This is a genomic window from Paraburkholderia sp. J63 (assembly GCF_905220245.1).
Classification (GTDB): Bacteria; Pseudomonadota; Gammaproteobacteria; order Burkholderiales; family Burkholderiaceae; genus Paraburkholderia.
In genome coordinates, this window is record NZ_CAJMZF010000047.1 from 35,346 (window position 1) to 61,007 (window position 25,662).

General features: G+C 65.1%; 19 protein-coding genes. 13 read left to right on the forward strand and 6 right to left on the reverse strand.

Annotated features, from left to right (window positions below; genetic code table 11):
- Positions 1–45 precede the first annotated feature (45 nt).
- Together U5775_RS32815 and U5775_RS32820 are read left to right on the forward strand one after the other, a co-directional pair.
- Entirely contained in the window at positions 46–1,137 is a 1,092-nt protein-coding gene (locus U5775_RS32815; RefSeq protein ID WP_322062291.1) for an HAD family hydrolase, read from the forward strand.
- 90 nt (positions 1,138–1,227) lie between these two features.
- Positions 1,228–2,490, forward strand: a complete 1,263-nt coding sequence (locus U5775_RS32820) for an anaerobic sulfatase maturase (protein WP_322062292.1) — start codon at positions 1,228–1,230, stop codon at positions 2,488–2,490.
- 61 nt (positions 2,491–2,551) lie between these two features.
- Here the strand turns inward: U5775_RS32820 and U5775_RS32825 are convergent, their stop codons facing one another.
- A complete protein-coding gene (locus U5775_RS32825; protein WP_322062293.1) occupies positions 2,552–3,964 on the reverse strand; it encodes a DUF2252 domain-containing protein in 1,413 nt (470 codons plus the stop codon).
- Positions 3,965–4,266: 302 nt separating this feature from the next.
- Here U5775_RS32825 and U5775_RS32830 point away from each other — a divergent pair, with 302 nt between their 5' ends.
- The 4 genes from U5775_RS32830 to U5775_RS32845 all read left to right on the forward strand — a co-directional run bounded on the left by U5775_RS32830 (position 4,267) and on the right by U5775_RS32845 (position 10,864).
- Positions 4,267–5,913 carry an acyl-CoA dehydrogenase family protein gene (locus U5775_RS32830; protein WP_322062294.1) on the forward strand — a complete coding sequence of 549 codons (1,647 nt, stop codon included), beginning with the start codon at positions 4,267–4,269 and terminating at the stop codon, positions 5,911–5,913.
- A 51-nt stretch (positions 5,914–5,964) separates the two neighbouring features.
- Positions 5,965–7,470 (forward strand): class I adenylate-forming enzyme family protein, encoded by a 1,506-nt coding sequence (locus U5775_RS32835; RefSeq protein ID WP_322062295.1) that lies wholly within the window; start codon positions 5,965–5,967, stop codon positions 7,468–7,470.
- A gap of 393 nt (positions 7,471–7,863) precedes the next feature.
- On the forward strand, positions 7,864–8,496 hold the full coding sequence (locus U5775_RS32840; protein ID WP_322062296.1) for a response regulator transcription factor: 633 nt from the start codon (positions 7,864–7,866) through the stop codon (positions 8,494–8,496).
- Positions 8,497–8,848: 352 nt separating this feature from the next.
- On the forward strand, positions 8,849–10,864 hold the full coding sequence (locus U5775_RS32845) for an ATP-binding protein (protein WP_322062297.1): 2,016 nt from the start codon (positions 8,849–8,851) through the stop codon (positions 10,862–10,864).
- A 72-nt stretch (positions 10,865–10,936) separates the two neighbouring features.
- On the opposite strand, the gene U5775_RS32850 is transcribed toward U5775_RS32845, so the two are convergent.
- Complete coding sequence (locus U5775_RS32850) at positions 10,937–11,647, reverse strand: helix-turn-helix domain-containing protein (protein WP_322062298.1); 711 nt, start codon at positions 11,645–11,647, stop codon at positions 10,937–10,939.
- 148 nt (positions 11,648–11,795) lie between these two features.
- Between U5775_RS32850 and U5775_RS32855 the strand changes: the two genes are divergently transcribed.
- The 4 genes from U5775_RS32855 to U5775_RS32870 all read left to right on the forward strand — a co-directional run bounded on the left by U5775_RS32855 (position 11,796) and on the right by U5775_RS32870 (position 16,760).
- Positions 11,796–12,665, forward strand: a complete 870-nt coding sequence (locus U5775_RS32855) for a TauD/TfdA dioxygenase family protein (protein ID WP_322062311.1) — start codon at positions 11,796–11,798, stop codon at positions 12,663–12,665.
- A gap of 35 nt (positions 12,666–12,700) precedes the next feature.
- A complete protein-coding gene (locus tag U5775_RS32860) occupies positions 12,701–14,170 on the forward strand; it encodes a coniferyl aldehyde dehydrogenase (protein ID WP_322062299.1) in 1,470 nt (489 codons plus the stop codon).
- A 76-nt stretch (positions 14,171–14,246) separates the two neighbouring features.
- The gene (locus U5775_RS32865) at positions 14,247–15,536 is read left to right on the forward strand and encodes an MFS transporter (protein ID WP_322062300.1); all 1,290 of its coding nucleotides are present in this window, start codon (positions 14,247–14,249) and stop codon (positions 15,534–15,536) included.
- An 81-nt stretch (positions 15,537–15,617) separates the two neighbouring features.
- Entirely contained in the window at positions 15,618–16,760 is a 1,143-nt protein-coding gene (locus tag U5775_RS32870) for a porin (protein WP_322062301.1), read from the forward strand.
- Between the two features lie 90 nt (positions 16,761–16,850).
- Here U5775_RS32870 and U5775_RS32875 read toward each other — a convergent pair whose 3' ends face one another.
- From U5775_RS32875 to U5775_RS32885, 3 genes are all read right to left on the reverse strand, one after another.
- Positions 16,851–17,372 (reverse strand): hypothetical protein, encoded by a 522-nt coding sequence (locus tag U5775_RS32875; RefSeq protein ID WP_322062302.1) that lies wholly within the window; start codon positions 17,370–17,372, stop codon positions 16,851–16,853.
- A gap of 9 nt (positions 17,373–17,381) precedes the next feature.
- Positions 17,382–19,436, reverse strand: a complete 2,055-nt coding sequence (locus U5775_RS32880; RefSeq protein ID WP_322062303.1) for an alkyl/aryl-sulfatase — start codon at positions 19,434–19,436, stop codon at positions 17,382–17,384.
- A 208-nt stretch (positions 19,437–19,644) separates the two neighbouring features.
- Positions 19,645–20,055: a hypothetical protein gene (locus U5775_RS32885; protein ID WP_322062304.1), complete on the reverse strand. Its 411-nt coding sequence runs from the start codon at positions 20,053–20,055 to the stop codon at positions 19,645–19,647.
- 271 nt (positions 20,056–20,326) lie between these two features.
- On the opposite strand from U5775_RS32885, the gene U5775_RS32890 reads away from it, so the two are divergent.
- Together U5775_RS32890 and U5775_RS32895 are read left to right on the forward strand one after the other, a co-directional pair.
- The gene (locus tag U5775_RS32890; protein ID WP_322062305.1) at positions 20,327–20,914 is read left to right on the forward strand and encodes a YSC84-related protein; all 588 of its coding nucleotides are present in this window, start codon (positions 20,327–20,329) and stop codon (positions 20,912–20,914) included.
- Positions 20,915–21,004: 90 nt separating this feature from the next.
- Positions 21,005–22,024, forward strand: coding sequence for a hypothetical protein (locus U5775_RS32895; RefSeq protein WP_322062306.1), 1,020 nt, complete (start codon positions 21,005–21,007; stop codon positions 22,022–22,024).
- A 42-nt stretch (positions 22,025–22,066) separates the two neighbouring features.
- Here the strand turns inward: U5775_RS32895 and U5775_RS32900 are convergent, their stop codons facing one another.
- The gene (locus U5775_RS32900) at positions 22,067–23,833 is read right to left on the reverse strand and encodes a sensor domain-containing diguanylate cyclase (protein ID WP_322062307.1); all 1,767 of its coding nucleotides are present in this window, start codon (positions 23,831–23,833) and stop codon (positions 22,067–22,069) included.
- 392 nt (positions 23,834–24,225) lie between these two features.
- On the opposite strand from U5775_RS32900, the gene U5775_RS32905 reads away from it, so the two are divergent.
- Positions 24,226–25,326, forward strand: a complete 1,101-nt coding sequence (locus tag U5775_RS32905) for a transporter substrate-binding domain-containing protein (protein ID WP_322062308.1) — start codon at positions 24,226–24,228, stop codon at positions 25,324–25,326.
- The last annotated feature ends 336 nt before the right edge of the window (positions 25,327–25,662 follow it).

The following is a 25,662-nucleotide window of genomic DNA, read 5'->3' on the forward strand; positions in this document are numbered from 1 at the left end:
GGTTGTCCGCATTGTCTTCTGCTGATTTGAAAAAACGGATTCATCATGCATGACAGTCAGCCCGGCGCGCGCCCGCGTGGCGCATGGCAGCGCCTCGCAGGACTCGCGCTCTGCGCGTGCTTCGCGCTTGGCGCCTGCGCCAGCCACGAGCCTCCCGCCACCGCGCAAGCCGCGCCGCCGGCCGCGGTCACAGCCGGTGTGCCGACGGCCGCGGCCTTGCCTTCGTGGCAGGACAGCGCGGCTCGCGTCGCCATTCTCAAGTTCGTGGCCGGGGTCACGGAGCAGGGCTCGCCCACCTACGTGCCGCCCGAAGCGCGCATCGCCGTGTTCGACAACGACGGCACGCTCTGGAGCGAGCAGCCGATGCCGTTCCAGGTGCTGTTCATGGTCGATCAGTTGAAGGCGGCGGCGCCCCGGCATCCGGAATGGCAGCGCAATCCCGCCTTCAAGGCATTGATGGCGCACGACAGCGCCGCGCTCGCGAAAAATCAGAAAGCGCTGCTGCAACTGCTCGAAGAATCCAACAGCGGCATGAGTACCGATGAATACGACCAGTCGATCCGCACGTGGCTCGCGAGCGCGAAACATCCCACACTGGGCCGGCCTTATACGGATCTCGTCTATCAGCCGCAACTGGAGCTGCTCGATCTGCTGAAGGCGAACGGCTTCACGGTCTGGATCGTTTCGGGCGGGACCACGGAATTCATGCGCGTCTGGGCGAGCGAAGCCTATGGCATTGCGCCGGAGCACATGGTCGGCACCGAGGAGAAGCTGAAGTACGCGATGCGTGACGGCAAGCCGGTGTTGATTCGCGAGCCGGGCTTCGATTTCATCGACGACGGCGCGGGCAAGCCCGTGGGTATTTTCCGCGCGATCGGCCAGCGCCCGATTCTGGCCTTCGGCAATTCCGATGGCGACCGCGAGATGCTCGAATACACGACGGGCGGCGCGGGGCCATCGCTCGGGCTGCTGCTGCATCACGACGATGCGGCGCGCGAATTCGCCTACGATCGCAACGCCGGATCGGCGCGGCTCGACAAGGCATGGGACGAAGCGCAGACGCGCGGCTGGATCGTCGTCAGCATGAAGCAGGACTGGAAGACCGTCTATCCCGCGCAGAAGGCGAATGGGCAGTGATCGCCACGGCCAGGCCGGGGTAGGATGCCTTGGTGCATGCAATGTAACGAATAGCGGGGACATCAAATGCGTGAAAGCGGTGAAACAGCGGTGGAACTCCCCATTACCTTCTTCGCGGAGCGTCCGCAGGCCCCCGAACCCGTCGCGCCCGCACAGAAGGGCCGCTTCCATGCGATGGCCAAGCCGATCGGCTCCACGTGCAATATCGACTGCACGTATTGCTATTACCTGCACAAGGAGCATCTGCTCGAACAGCATCGCGGGCGCCGCATGGGCCCGACCACGCTGGAGCGCTATATCCGGCAGTACATCGAAGCGCAAAACGGCGACGAGGTCATTTTCTCGTGGCAGGGCGGGGAGCCGACCATGCTCGGCCTCGACTTCTTCCGCGACATCGTCGAGATCCAGAAGCGCTATACGCCGCCGGGCCGGCGCATCTCGAACGACCTCCAGACCAACGGCACGCTACTGGACGATGCGTGGTGCGCGTTCCTCAAGGAACACGACTTTCTGGTTGGCCTCAGCATCGATGGTCCGCGCGAATTGCATGATGCGATGCGCGTGGACCGCAAGGGCCGCCCGACCTTCGACAGCGTGATGCGCGGCGCGGGCCTGTTGCGCAAGCACGGCGTGCAGTTCAATACGCTGACCGTCGTGAACCGGATCAACGCCAGGCGGCCCATCGACGTTTATCGCTTCCTGCGCAACGAGCTCGGCTCGACCTATATCCAGTTCATCCCTTGTGTGGAGCCCAAGGATTTTCGCAGCGTGGCGCCGCAGCATTGGCCCGAGCAGGCGCAGCCGCTATTGGGAAGCCGTGCCGCAAAGCCCGGCAATGATGACTCGGTCGTGACCGATTGGTCGGTCGATCCCGACGACTGGGGCTACTTCCTTTCGAGAACCTTCGACGAGTGGTACAAAAAAGACGTCGGGCGCGTGCTCGTCAATCTCTTCGAGACGGCCGTCGTCCAGACGATGGGGCGCCCGTCGCAAACCTGTATCACCGCCGAATTTTGCGGCAAGGCGCTCGCGATCGAGCACGATGGCGAGGTGTATTCGTGCGATCACTACGTCTATCCCGACTATGCGTTAGGAAACATCGGCGAGACGCATATCGGCGAGATGGCGTTCTCGGCCCGTCAGCAGAAGTTCGGCTATGCGAAGCGGGATACGCTGCCCGCCTACTGCCGCGATTGCAAGCACCTGAAGCTGTGCTGGGGCGAGTGCCCGAAGAATCGCTTCATTCGGAGTCCCGATGGAGAGGCGGGGCTCAACTATTTGTGCGCCGGCATTCGCAAGTTCCACGATCACGCGGGCCCGATGCTCCGGCAGCTCGCTGCGCATTCGGGCTGACCGGTAAAAACGCAAACCGGCTGTCGCGAAGCGGCAGCCGGGCGAGTTCTCGTATCTGACCTCAGACGCGGAAGTCCGCGGCCATGTCTTCGTCGCTGCGCGCTTCGAGCTTGCCCGAGCGGCATGCGTGCATGAACGTGTCGTAGTCCTTCTCGTTTTGCGCGGCGCACGCGAACGCATATTCGGTGAGGGCATCGGCTAAGCGATCACCGTTGCCGACATAAGCCGCGATCTCGACCGCCTTGCCGCTCGCCTTCGCATGGGCGCGCGCGAGCGCCCAGCCGCACAGGCGCGCGTAGCCTTGGAGGACGGTGTTGCTCATGCGCTCGACTTCGGCCGAAATCTTCATGTCACGCAACTGGCGGAAGTAGAAGTTGCGCTTCGCGGGCCCCGTGGTCCAGCCGAGAAACGCGTCGCTGGCCGCCTGGAGCAGCCGTTGCCCGGCCACCACGCGCTGGCCCTGGTGCGCGGGAACATCGGAGGTGAAGTAGCGCGCGATCACGGACTCGCGCGCCTCTTTCACCTGAAGGAAGAGCGGCTTGCCGTGACTGTCGATGAGGAGCAGCACGAGACAGAACGTCCCCACGCTGCCCACGCCCACCACCTTGAATGCCACGTCCTGAAGCGCGAACTGGCCGAGGAGCGCGCGGCGCTCGGGCGCGAGGGTGCCGAGGTAGGCGTTGAACGCGGCGTCGAGCTTGTTCTGCCACGCGTGCGTGTTCGACCAGGCTTCGTGCTCGCCGAGCAGCGAATTGGGGCCGCCCGGATGAAACAGCGCCGGCGGCGCGTCTTGAAGAACCCAGCGGCCCTCCTGCTCGGCCGCCATCTTCGCCAGCATGCTTTCGTTGGTTCGCGTCGCGGCCTTTTCCCTGGCTTTGAGGAGCAAGCGCCGGCCTTCGTCCGATTCGGCGTTCTCGATCATGCGCTCGAACGTGACGATCTCGTGCCAGAGATCGAGCGTGCTGTACTGCGAATACTCGCGCATGCGATCGCAATACTCATGCACGGCCGTGGCGACGAAGTCGCTGACCGGCCCGCGGCCGATGCCCATATGCTCGCCCGCGATCGCGAGGCTCGCCGTGAGCCGCTTCAGGTCCCATTCCCAGGGGCCCGGCGCGACTTCGTCGAAGTCGTTGAGGTCGAACACGAGCTGTCGCTCGGGCGTGGCGAAACCGCCGAAATTCATGAGGTGGGCGTCGCCGCAAATGGGAAACACAATGCCCGTGTTGACGGTCTCGGCCAGATCGTGGGCCTGGAGAATCGCGCTGCCGCGAAAGAAGGTAAACGGCGAAACGGACATGCGCCCATAGCGCAAGGGGACCAGCGCCTCCACACGTCCCGCGCTGTTTTGCTGGAGCAATTCCACCGGATCGCGATCGACATTGCCCACTTTCGCATGCAGGGAGCGCTTTGCCTGCTCGCGCGCCGCGCGGCCGAATGCCTGCCGTGTTTCCAAACTTTGAATCTCTGCCATGAGCGCACCTTTATGTTTTGAATTTGAAGAGCGTTGAAGCGCGAGCGGTAGGGTCGTGCCTTGCAGCACTGGGGGTATGTTGCGTCCTTCGACAGGCTGGAAGCGACGCTATGAAGTCTAGCATCGAACTCTTTCGGTGTACTTGGGGATGCGGCCTGGCCGGGTCGGGCCCCTGCGTGGGAAAACCCCGGTTGACTCATGAATTGATACCCAATAGTATCAATTATATGGCCCGGCCGCTTCGTTTGCCGAAATCGGCAACCGGCGGCCGACGACCACCACCGATTCAAGGATCCCGGACGATGAACTGGAGCACACACGACGTCGTGAACGTCGTGCCCGAATTGCAGGACTACAACCTCTATACGCGCGACCTGGCCTTGCAGGAGGCCGTGCGGCGCGCGGGAGGCGGCGTGCACGAGCCCGATCTCGTCGCTTATGGCGCGCGGCTCGGCAGCGCCTCGACCTTGCAGGCGGCCGAGCTCGCGAACCGCTGCAAGCCCGAATTGCAGACGTTCGACCGCCAGGGCCACCGGATCGACCGCGTCGAATTTCATCCCGCATGGCACACGATGATGAAGATGCTGCGCGAGCAGAATCTGGTCTCGCAGCCGTTTTCGGATGGCCGCGCCGGCGCGTGGGCGGCCTATGCGGCCGGGTTTTCGATGCACGGCCAGATCGAGGCGGGCTCGCAGTGCCCGACCTCCATGACCTTCGCGTGCATTCCGGTGCTGAAGAAAGAGCCGGCGCTCTTTGAACGCCTGGCGGGCAAGCTCTATTCGACGCGCTACGACGAGCGCGACGTGCCCCTCGAGGCAAAGGACTCGATCCTCGTCGGCATGGGCATGACCGAGAAGCAGGGCGGCTCGGACGTGCGCGCGAACACGACGGTCACGACGCCCATCGCGGGTAGTGCGACGGGGCGCGAGTACACGCTCGTCGGCCACAAGTGGTTTTTCTCGGCGCCCATGTGCGACGCGCATCTCGTGCTCGCGCGAACGGACGGCGGCCTCTCGTGCTTTTTCGTGCCGCGCTTTCGGCCCGATGGCAGCAAGAACGCGGTCCAGATCCAGCGGCTCAAGGAGAAAGTGGGCAATCGCTCGAACGCGAGCAGCGAGGTCGAGTTTCTGGGGGCGTGGGGCACCATGGTCGGCGAGGAGGGGCGCGGCGTGCCCACCATCATCGAAATGGCCACGCATACGCGCCTGAACTGCGTGATGGGCAGCACGGGCCTGATTCGCCAGGCGCTCGTGCAGGCCGCTCATCACGCGCGCCATCGCGCGGCGTTCGGCAAGACCCTGGTGCAGCAGCCGCTCATGCAGAACGTGCTCGCCGATCTCGCGCTCGAGAGCGAGGCGGCGACCCATCTGATGATGCGGCTCACGCAGGCGTTCGCGCATGCCGGCGACGACCCGCTGCAACGCGCCTATAAGCGCATCGTCACGCCGGCCGCGAAGTACTGGGTGGCCAAGCGCTCGATCGAGGCCTCGGCGGAAGCGATGGAAGTGATCGGCGGCAATGGCTATATGGACGACAGCCCGACGGGCCGGCTCTATCGCGAGACGCCCGTCATTTCGATCTGGGAGGGCTCCGGCAACGTCATGGCGCTCGACATGATGCGGGCGATGCGGCGCGAGCCCGACGCCATGGCGGCGCTCGTCGACGACCTGCGCGGCGCATGCGGCGCGGAACCGGCGCTGCGGCGCCAGCTCGATGCGTTCGTGACGGCGCTCGGCCTCGACGATGCGTCCTATGAGGCCCAGGCGCGGCGCGAGGCGCAGCGCCTCATCCTGCTGATCCAGGCGCGGCTCGTGAGCGAATACGCGCCACCGGCGGTGAGCGACGCGTTTATGGCGAGCCGCTTCGATCCGGAGTGGGGGCGCACCTTCGGTTTGCTGCCGCGTCAGGTGGCCAGCGCGGCCATCATCGACCGCGCGTGGCCGGTTTGAAAACGTCGGGGCGCACGCGCCCCGGCACCTGTTAGATCGATCTGCTTACTCATGAATATCGTTTCCCTCTTCGACGACAAGGTCCGCACGCGACCGGACCAGCCCTTCCTGCGCTACGCGGGGCGTACGTGGACCTATGCCCAGGCCGACGACCTCGCACGCCGCGCCGCGCGCGTGCTCGCCCAGCACGGCGTGGGCGCGGGCGACCGCGTCGCCATGATGTGCTTCAATACGCCAGGCTTCGTGTTCGCGATGCTCGGGGCCTGGCGCATGGGCGCGGCGGTCGTGCCGGTCAACCACAAGCTGCAGGCGCCCGAAGTCGATTACATCCTCGCGCATGCGCGCGTGGGCGTGACGATTTTCGATGGTGCGCTGCACCCCGTGGTCGAGCGGCTGACCACGCCGGGCGTGCGGCTCGGCACGGATAGCGCGCTGCCGGGGCACGCGTCGTTCGACGCGCTCGTAGAGGCCGCTGCGCCGTTCGAAGGCGTCGTTCCCGACGACCATTCGATCGCCGAGGTGCTTTACACGTCCGGCACGACCGGGCGCCCGAAGGGCTGTCTGCTGAGCCACCATAGCGCCTGCAGCGCGGCCGCGACGGCCGCCGAAGTCGTGGGCATGAAGCACGACGAGCGCACGCTCATTGCGATGCCGCTATGGCATTCCTCGCCGCTGAACAACTGGATGCTGGGCACGCTTTACATGGGCGGCACGCTCGTCCTGCAGCGCGAATACCATCCCCAGGTGTTTCTCGAGACCGTGCAGGCGGAGCGCGTCACGCTCTATTTCGGCGCTCCGGTGTCCTATCTATTGCCGCTGCACATGGGCCTGAAGATCGAGGACTACGAATTGGGCTCCGTGCGCGCGTGGGTCTACGGCGGCGGTCCGATCGGGGCCGAGACCGCGAGACGGCTCATGGCCGCCTATCGCAGCGAGCGGTTCTATCAGGTGTTCGGCATGACCGAGACCGGGCCGGCCGGCACCGTGCTCCATCCCGAGGAGCAGGTCGCCAAGGCGGGCTCGATCGGCTGCAAGCCCACGCCCGGCGTCGAAATGCGCGTGGTGTGCGAGAACGGCCGAGAAGCGCGCCCCGGCGAGGTCGGCGAAATCTGGCTCAAGGCCGCCTCGCTGATGCAGGGCTATCTCGATGCGCCCGAGGCGAGCGCCGAGGCCATCGTCGACGGCTGGTACCGGACCGGCGATCTCGTGCGCATGGATGAGGACGGCTATCTCTTCGTGGTCGATCGCAGCAAGGACATGATCGTGACCGGCGGCGAGAACGTGTACTCGAAGGAGGTCGAGGACGTGCTGATCGCGCATCCTTCGGTGCGCGACGTGGCCGTGGTCGGCCGCCCGCATCCGGAGTGGGGCGAAACCGTCGTGGCCTTCGTCGTGCCGGCCTCGGGCGCCGCGCTCGACGAAGCGGACATCGGCGCTTTCCTCGCTTCGCAGCTCGCGAAGTACAAGATGCCGCGCGAATATGTCGTCTGCGAATCGCTGCCGCGTACGCCCACGGGGAAGCTGGCCAAGACGGCGCTGCGCAGCGGCGCAAACTAAATGCCACTTCAGGCGCGCCGCCTTCCGGTGCGCTTCTTCACGGCAATCGCGCCGTGACGCGAGGTGCTCGCCCGTGCTGGCGGCCGCCTCGATTCAATTCCCGCACGCTCATTCGAATAGCGCGGCGCATTCCCTTTTCTTATTCCCTTAATTGACGCTTTTTGCGCGAAAGATTCCGATTGTTCACAATCGACGCTTACACTATGTGGCATAGGCATTGTGCAGAGCAAAAAGCGCATGAGGAAATGCACACTCGGGCAAACCTGTTTTTTGAATTGCTGATATAAATATGAGGTGCAGCGGCGAATACCGGGTTGAAGCGATGTTAGCTTACAACTCGCGTGTTTATCGTCTAAGATTGCGTCGGGATCCGAATGGCAATGGATTGATCGCATGAAATTGGAGAGTGCCGTGATCGAGCATAAAAATACGGTGATTCACGTCGTCGATGACGACGCGGCAATGCGAGTTGCATTAAGGCGCCTGCTTCATGGCGCCGGTTATGACGTGCGCGATTATGCGTCTGCCGGCGAATATCTCGTTAGCGAACCTGATGCGCGCGCGGGCTGCCTGTTGCTCGATCTCGAACTGGGCGGGCCGAGCGGGCTCGAGCTCCAGCAGGCGCTGCTGCGCCATCCGCGCGCGTTGCCCGTCGTTTTCATGAGCGCGTACAGCGACGTGCCCAGAACGGTCAAGGCCATGAAGGCGGGCGCCGTGGACTTCCTGCTCAAGCCCTTCGACCGTCATACGTTGTTCGACGCGCTCGACGCGGCGCTGAGCGCACCGGCGGCCGACGCGCCGCCGCCCGCGGAAACCCGGCCCGTCGATCTCGGCGATCGCGAGAAGGCCGTTTTGCGCGGCATCGTTGCCGGGCTGCGCAACAAGCAGATCGCCGCTCAGCTCGGACTTTCCGAGCGCACGATAAAAAGCTGCCGCGCGGGACTGATGCACAAGTTCAAGGCCACCACGCTGGCCGAATTGCTGCGCCGCACTGAATCGATGGTGAGATTGCCGGTCCTCCAATAGCGTTCTTGCGCCATGATTCCGGGCCGCTAATCGGCATACGGAATAAGCTGTTCAGCAATTGCCTGATTTCGACACGATTTCAGTCGAAGTTTAATGTAACGCGCATTACGCATACGGTGCTCGCGGGGCGCAGGTTTACGCTAGTCGGCATTGGCACGACTTATTCCCGATATTTCATTGCTCAAGCAATTTTTGAAGCATTATTCAATTAGACTGCCTGGGCTTCGGATCGAACTGGACAAGCGCCAATATCCAAACTGACCGAATGAAGACGAGCCCCGGATATTCCGCTGAAGCGCGTTTCGCGCGCACGTATCACGCGTGCGTGCGGCTTCACGCACTTGAGTGGGGCATGCTATGCACGATGCGCGTCCGGGCGCGCGTGGATGGCCTGGCCTGGACGCTGACGAGCGCAATCCGGCTCGGGCTTTTTCTCTTCTGCATGGGCGGCGCATCGGCCAGCTTTGCCGTCGAGTCCGCGCGCGTGCTGCTGTTGACGGGCGCCGATCCCAGCCAGCCAGCGGCATTCGTGCAGATCCGCGCCATTCGCAGCGTACTCGACGCCGAATTGCAGGGCGGCGCGGAAGTCTATCTCGACGCCATCGACGGATTCCGCTTCGGCGACGAGCATCTCACGCAGGAATTCCTCGCGCTGCTGGAAAAGAAGTACAACGGCCAGCACATCGACCTCATCATCGTGCTCGGCGTGCATGCCGCGGACTTCGCGTTGAAGTATCGCGCGGCGCTCTGGCCCGGCACGCCCGTGTTGCTTTCGAGCGTGCCCGAAGAGTGGATGACGCAGCACGCGTTGCCGCCGGGGTTCGCGGCGCTGCCGTTCCCGACCGACGTCGGCAAGACCCTCGCGATCGCGCAGGCGCTCCAGCCCGAGGCGCGGCGCCTCATCGTCGTGGGCGGCGTGACCGACGTGGATGCGGAAATGATCGAGCGTGTGGTCGAAGCGGCGGGCCGCGATCCGGGGCGCTGGAAAACCGTGGAGCGATGGGAAGGGCTCACGCTCGGCGAGATGGAGAAGCGGCTAGCGGGACTCGGAAAGCATGACGTAGTGATCTACACGACGGTCTACCGGGACCGCGAGGGGCACCGCTACTTCCCGTATCAGCTGCTGCAGCCCATGGTGCGGGCGAGCAAGGCGCCCATCTACGGCTGGTACTCGACGTACGTGGAGAGCGGCATCACCGGCGGGGCCGTCTACGATCTTGCCGAAAACGGCATCAATACAGGGAAAGCGGCGGTCGCCATCCTGAAGAACGGCGGGAGCGCCGCGGGTGTCGATCTGCCGCCGATGCCCGCTCATTGCGTGGCGAACGTCACCGAGGCCGAGCGCTATGGTTTGTCGATTTCGGGTCTGCCCGAAGGCTGCCAGCTCATCAATTTTCCGCCGTCGATCTTTCGCGAGTATCGCGGCACGATGCTGACGCTGCTGGGCGTGCTGCTCACGCAGGCGCTCACCATCGTCGCGTTGCTCGCGCAACGCCGCAAACGGCGCAGCGCCGAAGCCGTGGCCGCCGAGCGCGGCAGCGAGCTCGCGCGCGCGGCCCGCTTTGCCGCCGCGGGCGAGCTGAGCGCTTCGATCGCGCACGAGGTCGGCCAGCCGCTCGGGGCGATCCTGAGCAATGCGGACGCGGCCGAGCTGCTCGTGGCTTCGCAGCACCTGGACGTGAGCGAGCTCCAGGAGATCCTCTCCGACGTCAAACGCGACGCCTTGCGCGCCAACGACGTCGTGCAGCGCCTGCGGGCCCTGCTGCAGAAGCAGAGCATTGTCTTCGCGCCGCTCCCGCTCGATGCCACGCTCAAGCATTCGCTGCCGCTTATCGAGCCTGAAGCGCGGCGGCGCACCATCCGCATCGATGCGCAATTCGCGGCCGCCGATCTCGAGGTGATGGGCGACCACGTCCAGCTTCAGCAGGTTCTGCTCAATCTTGCCGTGAACGCGATGGACGCCATGCAGGAATCGGCGCCCGACGATCGCGTGCTCACGCTCGTGACGAGGCGGGCGGGCGAAGGCGTGGAGATCGTTGTCGCCGATCGCGGCAGCGGCTTTCGCGTCGTCTGCCCCGAGCAGCTGTTCGAACCGTTCTATACGACCAAGCCGCACGGCATGGGGCTCGGTTTGTCGATCGTGCGCTCGATCGTCGAAGCGCACGACGGACGCGTGAGCGCCGCGCTGCGCGGAGGCGGGGGCGGGGGCGCACAGATCGTCGTCTGGCTGCCGCTTGTGGAGGGGGCGCATCGCACGGCGGTTTCGGCGGGTGTTTCGGCTGTTGCTTCGGCCGACGACGTCGCGCGACAAGGCGAGACGGCCGTCACCCCCGCGTCCAAGGTCGCGGGCGAGCGGTCATCGTCCTGAACGCCAGCATGCGCGCTGCCGAAGAGGCCGGATGAATCTGCGCCTCGGCACGAACCGGCCCCGCCCCAACCATCAGGCTTTCGAAGACGCGCCCGAAGCGCTCCCTTTCCCCGCATCGGCCGCATTGCTCGCGACGTAGAGCACCAGCATCTCGGCGAGCGCCTGGGTCATCGCGGCGTCGGCGAGACCGAGCGGCCCCGGATCGTTGAGCGCCGCGTTGATCATGGTGGCGATCACCATCTGGAACGCCACCGTGAGGCGTTCGAGCGCGCGCTTGTTGCGGCGCAGCTCGGGCAAGCGCGTCACGTGCGCGACCACGTCCTTCACGAAGCCGCGCGCGTATTCCTTGAACGGCTGCCACCCGTCCGACGTGTGATCGCGCCGTTGCAGCGACGCGCGGATGACCCCGCAATGGCGCAGATGCCACAAGCGCATGGCGTCCACCACCGCGTGCGCGCATTCGGCTAGCGTCGCCGGCGTGCGCTCCATCGCGCCCACGAGTTCCTGCTGGATGCGTTGCGCGTCATCGAGCGCGAGCCGCTGCAACGCCAGAAAAAACGCGTCCTTGCTCTCGAAGCGGCGATAGAACGCGCCCTTCGTGAGACCGGCCTCGGCACACAGGTCGTTGATGCTCAGCGCCTCGTAGCTGATATCGGCAAGCAGGGCGCGTCCGGCTTCCAGCAACGCGTCCGCCGAGCGCTGGCCGCTGCGGTAGCGGGGCGCCACAAATCCGTCCCTGCTTTCGAGCGATTCGGACAGTGGCTTGGCGATTGGATTCGACATGGGAAAACCCTCGGTTGACCCGCTAAATGATACCCGATAGCATCTTTTAAAACGATACCCGTCGGTATCTTTTAAGCCTGCGGTTCAAATCATTCTGGAGAGAGTCATGCAAGCAAGCGGGCACACTATTGCCGAAGGCGCCTCGATCATGCGTTCAGGCATCCTGAAGACTTCGTTTAGCGTCGAGCCGATCGCGCCCGCGATCGGCGCGGAGATCGGCAACATCGACCTCACGGTTGCGCTCGACGACGACCAGTACGCCGAGCTGCGCGCCGCGCTGCTCAAGCACAAGCTGCTGGTGTTCCGCGATCAGGACATCACGGCGGAGCAGCAGGTGGCGCTCGCGCGCCGCTTTGGCGAGCTCGAAGTGCATCCGGTGTTTCCGCATCATCCCGATCATCCGGAGCTGGTGGTGCTGGGCGGCGACAGCAAGATCCCGGGCCGCGAGAACATCTATCACTCGGACGTGAGCTGGCGCGCGCTGCCCTCGATGGGCTCGATGCTGCGTTGTATCGAGTGCCCCACGGTAGGCGGCGACACGATCTGGGTGAACATGGCCGCCGCCTATGCGAAGCTGCCGCAAGCGGTGCGCGAGCAGCTCGAAGGTCTGTTCGCGGTGCATGACCTGCTGCCGGCATTCGGCACGCGCATGACGCCCGAAGAGCGCCAAGCGCGCCGGGCTGCGTTCCCGCCCGCGATTCACCCGGTCGTTCGTACGCACCCCGAAACAGGCGAGCGCGTGCTCTACGTGAACGAGGCGTTCACCACGCATCTGGTGAATTTCATGGAGAAGAGCGAAGTGCGCTTCGGCTTCGACTTCCGCCTCGCCGAAATGGATCTGCTGCAATACCTCTATCGTCAGGCCGCCGCGCCCGAGTATCAGGTGCGCCTCAAGTGGCGTCCGAATACGATCGCGTTCTGGGACAACCGCTCGACGCAGCATTACGCCATTCAGGACTACTTCCCGGCGCGCCGGCGCATGCTGCGCGCGACGATCATCGGCGACACGCCGGTGTGAGTAGCGTAGACCTTTCAGTGTACAGAGCGAATCTCATGAATCTGACTGAACAGGAATGGCTCCCCGCCGCGCGCGACGGCGACGAGACCGCGTGGCGATTTTCGGCGCTGCGCGCCGCGTTTGCCGAAGCGCCGTTTCCCTCGTACGCCCAGCGGCGCGACGCGCTGCGCCGGCTGCGCGCGGCGTTGCGCAAACATGCGCACGATTGCGCCGCCGCGGCGGCCGCGGACTTCGGCGTGCGCGCCACCGCCGAGACGATGCTCGTGGACCTGCTGCCTTCGCTGCTCCATATCGATCATCTGCTGCGGCATTTGCGGCGCTGGATGCGGCCTTCGCGCCGCTCGCCGGAGCTGCTGTTCAGCACGAATCGCGCGGCGGTGCAGTATCAGCCCAAGGGCGTCGTGGGCATCGTGGTGCCGTGGAACTTCCCGTTCTATCTCGCGCTCGGTCCGCTCGCGACGGCGCTGGCCGCCGGCAATCGCTGCATGATCAAGACCTCGGAGTATGCGCCCGCGTCTTCGCGCGCATTGCGCGCGCTGCTCTCCGAAGCGTTGGGCGAGCATCTGGCCTGCGTGGTGGAGGGCGATGCTCAGTGCGCGAAGCGCTTTAGCGCATTGCCGTTCGATCATCTCGTCTTCACGGGATCGCCGGCGGTGGGGCGCCAGGTCATGCGCGCCGCGGCCGAGAATCTCACGCCTGTCACGCTCGAACTGGGCGGCAAGTCGCCGGCCATCGTCTCGCGCTCGGCCGATCTGCCGCGCGCCGCGCGGCGCATCGTGCACGGCAAGACCGTGAACGCGGGACAGATCTGCGTCGCGCCCGACTACGCGCTGGTGCCGCACGAACGCGTGGAGGCGTTCGTGGCGGCGGCCTCGCAGGCCTTCGGCGCGCTCGCCGGAGACGGCGCGCACTACACCTCGATGATCGACGCACGTGGCCGCGACCGCATGTTCGCGCTGATCGAGGATGCCCGCGCGCTGGGCGCGACCGTCACGGTGTGCGGATCGTATGGGGGCGAGGGGAACAATGCGGGCGATGAGGGCAACGATGGCAGCGCGCGGCAGGTGCCGCTGCACATCATCACGGGCGTTCGTCCGCAGATGCGCATCGCACGCGAAGAGATCTTCGGGCCGCTCCTGCCCGTGATCGAATACGACACCTTCGACGCCGCGCTGGCCTGGGTCCGCAACGGCGAGCGGCCGCTCGCGCTGTACTGGTTCGGCACCGATGGCGGCGAGCGCAAGCGCGTGCTGCGCGAAACCCACGCGGGCGGCGTGACGCTCAACGACTGGGGCTGGCACGCGATGAATCATGCGCTGCCTTTCGGCGGCACGGGCACGTCGGGCATGGGCAATTACCACGGCGAAGAAGGCTTTCGCGAGCTCTCGCACGCGAAGGCCGTGTTCTCCGAGCACCGCTGGTTTCCCATCGAGCTGTTTCATCCGCCCTATGGCCGCGTCGTGCAGCGCGCGGTGCTGCGCTGGTATTTCGGCGCGCGGCCCTGAACCGGGCAACCGGTCCTTCGATATGCGCCACGCCGCCTCTCGCGGCGTGCGCGTCCTGACACGGGAAATCTCTGGCATGCAACCCACCTATCAACCGGCGCGCGCCTGGTTCATGACGGCGATGCTGTTTCTGCTCGTCGCCATCAACTTCATCGACAAGGTCGTGCTCGGCCTGGTGGCCGCTCCGCTCATGAAAGAGCTGGGCCTCTCGCCGGCCCAGTACGGATTCCTCGCGGGAAGCTTCTTCTTTCTGTTTGCGCTGACCGGCGTGGCGGGCGGCTTCCTCTCGAATCGCCTGCCCACGCGCTGGCTGCTGCTCGTGATGGCCTTGCTGTGGGCCGTCGTGCAACTGCCCATCGCCTATGGTTCGTCGCTGGGCATGCTGGTGGCCTGCCGGGTGCTGCTAGGTGCGGGCGAGGGCCCCGCGCAGCCGATCGCGATTCACGCCTGCTACAAGTGGTTTCCCGACGAGCGCCGCAATCTGCCCGTTTCCGTATTCCAGCAGGGCGCCGTGCTCGGCATGGTCGTGGCGGGCATCGCCGTGCCGTGGATCGACGCCACCTGGGGCTGGCGCACCAACTTCCTCGTGCTGGCCGTGCTCGGTCTCGCATGGGCGATCCTGTGGCTCGTGGCGGGCCGCGAAGGGCCGCTCGATGCGCGCGCAACTAAATCCCCCACGGAACGCAGCGGCATGGCCGGTGCCGGTGCGCGCATTCGCTATCGCGTGCTGCTCTCCGACCGTACCGTGATCTGCATCATCGCGCTGCACTTCGCGGCGTTCCTCACGCTCGCACTCGTGCTCACGTGGCTGCCCGCGTATCTCAGCGAAGGACTCGGGTATGCGCCGCGCCGCGCCGGCCAGTTGTTCGCCGCGCTGCTGGTCGCGAGCGCCCCGGTGGGGATCGTGCTTTCCGCGCTCTCGCAGCGGCTCATGACGCGTGGCGTGCCGTCGCGCATCGCACGCGGCGCCTTCGTGTGCGGCTGCCTCGCGGTGGGCGGCGTGCTGCTCGTGGCGGCCGCCGTATGCGACATCGGCCCGGCCGTGAAGGTCGTGCTGATCGCGCTGGCCATTTCCACCACGCCCATCATCTATTCGCTCGGCCCGGCCATGATCGCGCAGATCACGCCGCCGGAGCAGCGCGGCGCGGCGCTCGCGATCGAATACTCGGTCGCCTGGATTGCCGGTATCGTCGCGCCGCCGGCCGTGGGCTGGATGATCCGCGCCGCGCACAACAACGTGGCGGCGGGCTTCGAACAAGGGCTGTTGCTGACGGGCGCGCTGCTCGTGGTGCTCGGCGTGGGCGGCCTCAAGGTGCTGAACCCCGAGCGCTCGCTCGAGCGGCTGACACGCCGCCTCACGGCGTGAAGCCGCTCCAGCACCGCCAGATACGCAATTCCATTCCAACCGGCTCCGGCCAATAAATCCCATGATCAAGACGGGGGAGACATGCTGAAAAGAAAAGCACTGCGAAACAAATACCGGACGGCGGCGCGCGTCACCGTGGCCATGGCGCTCGGCGGGGCAGCGGCCGCGGCGCACGCGCAGTCGTCGGTCACGCTCTATGGCCTCGTCGACACGGCGGTGCGCTACACCACGCACGCCAACGCCGCGGGCGACGACAAGGTCCAGCTCTCGAACGGCGGCCTGAGCGAAAGCGTCTGGGGCATGCTCGGCTCGGAAGACCTCGGCGGCGGCAGCCGCGTCGTGTTCCAGCTTGAGAACCGCTTTTTCCCGAACTCCGGCGTAACCGACCCCGGCTACCCGATGTTCAATACCGCCTACGTGGGGCTCGTGTCGTCCACGTTCGGGCGCCTCACGCTGGGCCGACAAACCAATCCGCTCGCCGACGCCGTGCTGAAGACCTTCGTGACTTCGCCGTGGCTGCCGACGGTGTATCAGTTCCGCCCCGAAGTCGCGATGGCCGAGGGCGTGTGGACCAGCAACATGGCCAAGTATGCGGCGCGCTGGAAGGACATCACGCTGGAACTCTCGTATGCGTTCGGCGGCCAGGCGGGCGCATTCGGCGCGGGTAGCCAGATCGGCGCGTCGATCACGTACATTCCGCAATGGCCGCTGCGCCTCGCGGCCGGCTATCTGGATGCGCGCGACGCGGTCAACACCTCGGCGCACTTCAAGGCCTGGACCGCTGGCGGCGCCTATACGTTCGGCGATACCTCGGTCAACTTCGGATGGGCGATGAACCGCGAGGACCCGGGCTTCGTGGGCAATTTCCCGAATGGCCCGTTCACGGCGCCGCAACTGAGCGCGCTGAAGTTCAACACGTTCTCGGAGCGCGAGATGTTCTTCGGCGGCGTTTCGCAACTGATCGGCAACTCGACGCACCTGGCGGCCAATGTGTGGCGCACATTGCAGGACGGCAAGGCCCAGAGCGGCGACGGCAACGCCACGCAGTTTCAGCTCGTGGCCGATTACAGCTTGTCGCGCGCCACCGACGTTTATCTCGAAGGCGATTACGCGCTGTATCGCGGCGGGCTCGTGGGGGCGCAGTTGCAGGGCTTCGTGGGCCTGAGCGCGGCGGCGCAGACGACGCAGCTCGGCATGATGGTGGGCTTGCGGCACATGTTCTGAGCCTGCATGAAGCGGCAACCGGCGTGTGCATCAGGCCGGCTGTTTGTCGTGTCGAGCGCGGCGCGCAGGCGCCGCGCCTGGCTTCCGGCGTCAGGCGACGACGCTCGCTTCCGCCGTGGCCAGCATCTGCTTCAGCGCCGCCGTTGCAGCTTCGGGCGCGTCGACCATGAAGAGCGAATCGCGCAAGGCGGCGAGCGTGTCGAACTTCCCATCGAGCCAGCCGTGCAGCGCGGCCTCGGACATGATGAGGATATGGCTGCGCTTCGCCTCATCGGCCGTCGCCACGTCGGGTATTTCCGGAACGATGTCCGGATCGAAACCCTCCGTGGTGGCGTGGAAGAAGCCCCACGTATCGTTTTCGATCAGGAGAACGTAGAAGTCTGGCAGCGTCAGCAGCGCGTCCTCGCTATGGGCTTCCTCGATACGCGCTTGCAGCCGGTTCAGCGTCTCGACCGAGGCCATGCGCAGGCGCGCCGCGGAGAGCGCGCCCTCGCTGGCCTCGACGGGCGCAATCAGCCCCGACTCGATGGCTTTTCGGGCCGCCACCGCCACGCTGAGCGCGGACGGGTGGCTGACGCCGAAATCGATCTTGAATTCGCAGACCGCGCACATATTCGCACCTCAAGGCGTGACGATATTGAACCAGAAGTCGAAGTTGTCGAGCCACGAAACGAACTCGCCGAGTTTCTGACTGTCGCCGTCGATCTTGACGTTGCCGGCCATCACGAGCTTCTGCATGTTGGTCTTGCCCATCATGATGTCGTTGAGGTCCGAGCGCTTCATGGTGATCGTTGCGTCCGGCGTGCCCGAGCTCTTGCTGGTCGAGTAATGCAACGCGCTGTTCTCGACGCCGAGCACGCGATTTTCCTTCGTGTCGGTCAGCGCGAGATTGAAGCTCACAGTCTTTCCGGCCGCGCGTTCGGGGTTCAGGCGGATGCCGAGATAGTCGAGGAACATGTCGAGCGGCATGGCCTGGATGGTGTCCGGGCTCTGCGGCTGCGGAGTGGGCAGCTTCCTGACGCCGTCACGCAGCTCCATCGCGCCGGTCAGGTAGAAGTTACGCCACGGCGCCGATTCGGACTGGTAGCCGAGCTGCTCGTAGGCGTCGGCGAGCAACTGCCTGGCCGCGGTGTTTTGCGGCTCCGCGAACACGACGTGGTTCGTGACTTCCGCAACCCAGCGATACTCGCCCTTCTCGTAGTAGTCGTGGGCCTTCTTTAGCACCGCTGACGATCCGCCCATGAACTCCACATAGCGCTTGCCAGCATCGGTCGGCGGCAGCCGGTGCAGATTTGCCGGCACGCCGTCGAAAAAGCCGAGACGCAGGTTGTACTGGGCCACGGCGTCGTGATACACCGTGCCGTAGTAGCTGCGGCAATACCAGTGCTTCGCGAGGCTGTCCGGCAGGCGCATGGCCTCGCCGATTTCGAGCGGCGTGAGGCCTTCGTTGGCCATCCGCATGGTCTGGTCGTGCAGATAGCGGTACATATCGCGCTGCGCGCGCAGGAACGCGACGATGCGGTCGTTGCCCCAGGTCGGCCAGTAGTGCGAGGCGAACAGCACCTGGGCGTCGCCGCCGAACATGTCGTGCGCGGCCTGGAGGTACTTCGACCAGAGCAGCCCGTCACGCATCTTGGCGCCGCGCAGCGTATAGAGATTGTGCAGCGTGTGCGTGGCGTCCTCGGCCGCGCAGAATGCCTTGTACTTGGGGATGTAGAACATGAACTCGGAGGGCGCCTCGGATTCGGGCGCCATCAGCACCTCGATCTCCACGCCGTCGAGCGTCATCTTCTGGCCGGTTTTTTCGGCGTATATCGTCGGCAGGGCCAGCGTGATGGTGCCGACCGACGTGGTCTTGCCGAGGCCGCCATCGACGATGCCCGTGGCGCTGCGCGGCAGCAGCGACCCATACATGTAGCTCGCGCGGCGCCCCATCGCGTTGCCGGCGATCACGTTTTCGCCGACCGCGGCTTCGGTAAAGCCCACCGGCGCCACGACCTGCACTTTGCCCGAGGCCAGGTCTTCGTCGCTGGCGAGTCCGCGCACGCCGCCGTAGTGGTCCACGTGGCTGTGCGTGTAGATGATGTGGGTGATCGGCTTGTCGCCCAGATGCGGAATGACGAGTTCTTTCCAGACCGTGGAGGACACTTCGGTCGTGATAAACGGGTCAACGACGAGATAGCCCTTGTCGCCGCGGATGATGCTCATCACCGAGAGGTCGTAACCGCGAACCTGCCAGATGCCGTCGACCACCTTGAACAGGCCGTGGTGCATGTTCAGCTTGGCGTTGCGCCAAAGGCTCGGATTGACCGTCGGCGGCGAATTGTTTTCCGGGCCGCCTTTCACGAAGGCAAATTGCTCGAGATTCCACGCCGGAATATCGCCTTGCCCCTTGATGACGACCGGTTCCGGGAGCGTGGCCACGAGTCCGCGGCTGGCGTCTTCGAAGTCCTGCGCGTCAGCGAACGAGAGGAAGTCCGCGTATCGCTGGTTCAGCGCGATCGTGGCGCCCGTCGCGGGCTTCGAATGCGGCGTCGTCGCGCTCATCGGCTTCTCCGTTTGCGCAAGCGTCTCGCCGACCACGCCCGAAAGCCCGGTGGCCACGCCGGCGACAGCAACGTTCTTCAGGAAAGTTCTGCGTCCACCGGTCTTTGCCGGATCTTCGGGTTGAGACACGATCACCTCCAGTTGTTTGGTAACGATGTTTTCAGATCGTCGATTCCGACTGGGGTCGTTGTCTCATAGCGGCCATGGCGAAACTATAGGGAGTTCGGGCAATCTGATTGCCCCATCGGGCAATAATCAATCAGGAATACAACGGCCTTTCTGTTCGCGAATATTCGCGTACCGCAGCGAAACGTATCTGCAAGTTTGGCCGCCGGCCTTACTGCGCGCCCTGAAGCTCCCAAGGCGTTTTCGCGGTCCGGCAATATTGCGGACGCAGCTTGATGGCGTGGGGGCCGGCCTGCACCGTCACGGCGACGAACCGGCAGGTCCTTCGGTGCTTGATCGAGGTGCCTTCGGGCGTGAGGGTCGCGCTCACCTCGGGATGATCGGGCGACGCGGGCCGGGTCCATTGGCTCGTCTCGCCGTCGTTCTTCGTGTTCAGTACGACGAGTGCCGTGCTGTTGAGCGCGTCGATGTCTTTCTGATCGATCCGGCTCACGCGCGTGCCGCCCAGATAACCGGCCGACGCCGCCCAGGCCAGCGGCGAGGCAAGCGCGAGCAGCAAGACGCCGAGCGCGGCCAGGTGCGCGCTGCGTCCCGCAGTTCCGGCTGAGTCGTGGTCCGGCATGGCTGTTCCCAGTATCTCAACGAGCGTCGCGCAGGGGGCACGCAGACGTCATGCGGGCAGGCGAGCTTGCGAGGGATCTCTATGGCCCATGCCCGATTGTTGCCGGGTCGCGGCAGCCTTGCCATTCGGAGTTGAGGAAGCCCGATTGCCCTCCGGGGCAATCCAGATTGCCCCGTGCCCCTATGGTATCGCATGGCGGCGCATACGAAACTCCCGGATAAATGGCCGGTGCGCACCGCGCCCGGCGCTTCAATCGCGAACGGAGAACAAAATGCAAGCACGTCACTTGATGCTGAAGACCGCCATTGCCCTCGGGGTGCTGGGCACGGTGCTTTCGGGTTGCACGACGACGGGTAACCAACCGGCCACGCAGGCCTCCACCGAGTCGCGCCGCCAGTCGATCGACGCCGGCGTCGACGGCACGCTTTCCCGTCTCTATCAGACGACCCCCGGCGCGCAAGAGCTGGTCGCGAAAGCCCGGGGCGTGCTGGTGTTCCCGTCCGTCGTGCAGGCCGGCGTCGTGATCGGCGGCGAGCATGGCGACGGCGCACTGCGCGTGGGCGGCAGCACGGCGGGCTATTACAGCCTCTCGTCGGCATCGGTGGGCGCGCAACTTGGTGTGCAGTCCAAAGCAGTGGTCTATCTGTTCATGACGCAGGAAGCACTCGATAAATTCCGCAACTCGAATGGCTGGTCGGCGGGCGGCGACGCCTCGGTTGCCGTCGTCAAGATGGGCGCCAATGGCCAGATCGACACCACGACCACGACCAAGCCGGTCGAGGTCTTCGTCCTGACGAACAGCGGCTTGATGGGCGACCTTTCGGTTTCGAGCACCAAGATCACGCAGCTGGATCTGTAAGGTCGAGGCAAGGCGCGGGGTGGCGCACGTCCGCGTTGCGGCCGCAGACGCCATCCGTGCCTGCCTGGGCGTTCAGGGGAGAGGACCATCATGCGAGTGAGGTCGAGACGCGGCTCTCGACAGCCCCGCGCGCGGCGCGGGCGATTCCATGCCGCGCGCGCCGCGCTCGGCGGCCTGCTGGCGAGCGCGTTGTGGTTTCTCCCCGTGGCGGCCCGTGCACAAATCTTGCCGTCGGCGCCGGTCATTACCGGTCCCGACGTACAGAAGCGCGCGAACGCCGTTCTCGCGCTACTGAGCTTCACGGTCACGCCGGACCTGACCGCGAGCTCGCTGGGCATCCGCAATGGCAACACCGGCAATCCCTCGCTGAACATGACCCAGCTCGGCGGCGGCTTCACGCTGAGCCAGAGCTTTCCGCTCTATCTGGAAGGCGCGATCGGCGGCTCGCGCTACGATCCGACCTTTCTCGTCTCGGACGGCCAGCAGCAGCGCGCGCTGCCCACGCGCTGGACCAACGTGGCGGCCACGGGCGGCATCGGCTGGGACTTTCCGCTCAACGAGAGCAAGAATCTGGTGATCCGGCCGATCTTCAACTTTTCGCTCGGCGAAGTGCTGAGCGACGCGACGGCGGCCCAGTTCCTGATCAACCGCCGCGTCGACAAGAACATTCAGTTCATCGAAGATGGTTCGCTCAACGCCTATGGTCTTGGCGGATCGCTGATGCTGGGCTGGTATCCGCGCAAGGAGCCCTACGAGTTCGATCTCGAACTGCGCTTTACGGACATCTATCTGCAGAGCTTCGGCTCGTCGAGCGGCGTGCGCGGATCGGCCAACGCCGAATCGACGAACCTGTATGCACGCTGGCGCGCGCCGACGGGGCTGCTGGTGCTGCACCGGCCGCTGCGCTACGTGCTCGAGCTCTCGCATTCGACCTATCTCGGCAGCCAGGCCGATATCCTCGGCTTCAATCATCTGACCTCACTGGGCGCGGGCATCGAGATCGATACGGGGGCGGTGACGAAGCTGTTCTCGCGGCTGCGGATCGTGGGGCGTTATGCGTTCGGCAAGGACATTTCCGGCGCCTCGCTTGGGCTCGCGCTCAGTTTCTGATGATCGGCCCCGGCTCGGCTCGCCGGACGGCCTTGGGCAAGCTCAGGACTCGCCACGCCAGAGCCGGACGCAATTGCGCCCCGCGTGCTTGGCCGCATAGAGCGCCGCATCTGCGCGTTTGAGCGTGGCGTCGAGGTTGTCTTCCGCTTCCTCATGGCTGGCAATCCCGATGCTGCAGGTCTGCGATAGCGTTGCGCCCGTATCGAGTTCGATGGACGTGTCCTGCAGGGCTTGCCGAATCCGTTCGGCGACCATGCGCGCCTGGGGTTCGGGCGTATCGAGCAGGATCGCGGCAAATTCCTCGCCGCCGATGCGCGCAGCGAGATCGTCCTCGCGCAGCGCAGTCTCCAGCACGTGCGAGGCGATCTTGAGCACGCGGTCGCCCACCGCGTGGCCCCACGTATCGTTCACTCGCTTGAAGAAGTCCAGGTCGAGCGCGAGAACCGACAAGGGCCGACCATGCTGCCGCGCGTGCTCGACCGCTTTCGCGGCGGCCTTTTCGAAGTAGCGGCGATTGGCGAGCCCCGTGAGCGGGTCGAAGTCCGCATCGGTTTGCAGTTGCTTGAGCAGCAGGTGCTGATGGGTGATGTCGGTCAGCACGACGAGCAGCGGAGCGCCATCGTCATGTCGCGCCAGGTCCGGTAGCTTCGTACAACGAACCAGCATGTGGCGAACGCCGGAGCGCGTCTGGAGCGGCGCGGGCTCTTTGGCGGATTCGGCCTGCATGCGCGTCCAGTGAGCGCCATCGACAAAGAGCTGCGCGAAAGGCTGGTCCTTTTCGGCCGGCGCGCCGAACACGGCGAGCAGCGCCTCGTTGCCGAGCAGGATGCGGTCCGATTGCATGTCGACCACGGCAACCGGCGTCGGCATATTCTCGACGATGGTCGAAACCGTGTTCGCATACTTTTCCACGCGATCGTTGAGGGCCCTTTGCCGGCCGATCAGGATGAAGCCGCCGGCCAGCATGGCGAGCAGCAGCGTCGCGCCGGCGAGATTGATGTAGAGGCTGGCCCTGAGGCTGTCGCGGAACGTGTCGACGGCGTAGCCGAGATCGAGCGTCCACCAGGCGGCGTTCGAGCCGAGCCCGATGCGCTGTCGCGCAACGAGACGCTCGGTATGATCGCGGCGCCATAGCGCGTAGAACGTGCCCTCGATCGGCCCGGCGCGCGGGTTGCCGTCTTCGGTGAGCCGTTGCCCGACGGCCAGCCCGGCCATGTCGGGGAACCGCGCAACGATGCGTTGCTCGTTGTCGCGCAGGAGCAGGGCGGTGCGGGGCATCAGCTTCACGTGTTCGAGCAGATGCTGTTCGAGCGGCACGAGATGGATCGCTACCGCGTCCAGGTGGCCGGCGTGATCGACGTGCCCCTTGGCGACCACGAGGGCGCCCCGGTTGCCCCACGCGACAGGCAGCCAGAGCCGCGCGGACGGCGCGGCCCGTACCCGCGCGAAGATCGCATCGAGCCCGGGAATCTCGTTGCGGGCATCGGGGCGTGATGCGGCCACCATGCGCCCGTTGGCGTCGAGTACCGCAATCAGCGAGTCGCCGAGCGAGATCTCGAACGTTTGCGTCAGATTGCCGAGCGCTTCGTTCGTGACCTTGCCTTCGTCGATCAGGGTCTGCGTGGCTGACATCATGCCGTCGAGATCGCGAAGGCGGTCCTCAATGAGCCGCGCGACCAGCGAGGTTTGGGCGGTGAGCCGCTCGGCGGCCTGGAGGTTCACCGCGCGAAAGTCATGCCACGACTGCCACGCGTTGACGAGGATATTCGCCGCGACGAGCACCGTGAGCAGGGCCAGGATTTCGCGCATCCACGATTTGCGCGTGGCCGGGTGCAGTGTCCAGCCAGGTGTCGTCGGGGGCGGTGGCGAGGGCATGGGTCGTATGCGCGTTTCGATGGACGTGATTTGCCCTTTGGTGAAGACGGGCTGCCCAAAATCCGGATGGTTGCAGCGTGGATATTGTACGAGACTTCGCAAGCAGCGAAACGTATGCGAGCCTCTACGAGACGATGAAGGAAAAAGCAGTAGTCCTTGCGGTTGCGGCGTTGGCGGCCTTGTTGCTCCTTTTACGGCTCGGGCGATCAGCTTGGGCAGACGCTGCGCTTCAATGGCCCGAGTGCCAACGTGACGTTCAGGTTTCGAGTACCCGTCCATGCTGCGACGCGGCGGGACGGCCCGCGGCATCGCAGCATGGAGTGGTCATGACTGGAAGAATCGGGGCAGCACGGGTGCTGCGCTGCGCGTTCCTGCTGCTCCTGGCAGGCCTGTTGCCATGGCCTGCGTTCGCCCAGGCGCCCACGCCTGTTGTCCGCCTTGCCGTTGCGGTGCTCCCGCCCACCGTCATCGAGCAGCACGGAAAGCTCACTGGCTTCACCATCGACATCTGGAACGCCGTGGCGGCGCGCCTCAAAGTGAAGACGGAGTACGAGATCGTCCCGGACGAGGCGAGGCTGGACGACTGTTTGCAGTCCAGGCAATGCGACCTGGCGATGCCTCAATTCATCACCTGGGAGCGGGATCAGGCGTTCGACTTCTCCACACCCGTGCTCACCGCCGGGCAGCGCATTCTGGTGCGCGATACGGGCGAAAACGCGGCAGTGAGCCCGATACTCGCGCTGCTTCGCCTGCTCGGTTCCACGACCACATTGACCTGGCTGGGCACGGGCTTGCTGCTGGTGCTGATTCCCGCGCACATCGCCTGGTTTCTGGACCGCGGCCGCGAGGACGGCGTCATTTCCAGCCACAAGTATTTTCCCGGGATTTTTCAGGCCATCTACTGGGCGGCAACGGCGCTGTTGACCCAGGCAGAGGAAGCGCCGCGCCAGTGGCTCGCGCGGCTGACTGCCGTGCTGCTCATGTTCGTCGGCCTGGTGTTCGTTGCGTTCTATACCGCGCAGTTGACGACGGACTTGACCGTTCAGCAAATCAAAGGCGCGATTAACGGGCCGGACGATTTGCCGGGCAGGCAGATCGCGACGATAAGCGGGACTATTTCAGTAGGATACCTGAGGAGTAAGGGGGCTCATGTTCAGGAGTATGCGCGGGCGTCGGAGATGTACGATGCGCTCGTGAGTGAGAAGGCGGATGCGGTGGTTTTCGCGGGGCCGGTGCTGCTTTATTACGCTAACCATGAAGGGAAGGGGCGGGTGAAGGTGGTGGGCCCGGAAATCAATCGGTCCGATGTTGCGTTTGTTTATCCGGTTGATAGTCCGTTGCGCAGGCAGGTGGATAGCGCGTTGCTTGAGTTGCAGGAGAACGGGACTTATGACGCGCTTTATAAGCGGTGGTTTGGGGAGGAATGAGGTTGGGGGGCTCTGTCGTGAGAGTGCTTTCGGTGGCCGCAAAAAAGTTCTTGGCGGATTTGCGGGGGACTGATTGCGGAAAGGCTGGAATCGGCCACAACCCGTCGTTCAACGAGCGGTGAAACCTGCCGTTTGAACGGCTGCAGCACTCCGAAACCTGACGAACGAGCTACGCGCACAATTCGGCCTTTGCGGACGGTCGGTGATCGGGAGCCGTGGGGCCGCTGCACATCCCTTTGCGGACACTCGCAAACCGGCTTCGGCGAATGGCAGCTTTCACTGCCGTTGAACGAATTTTCGGTGATTTTTCGGCAGGTCTCGCGTTGGGTCCGCGAT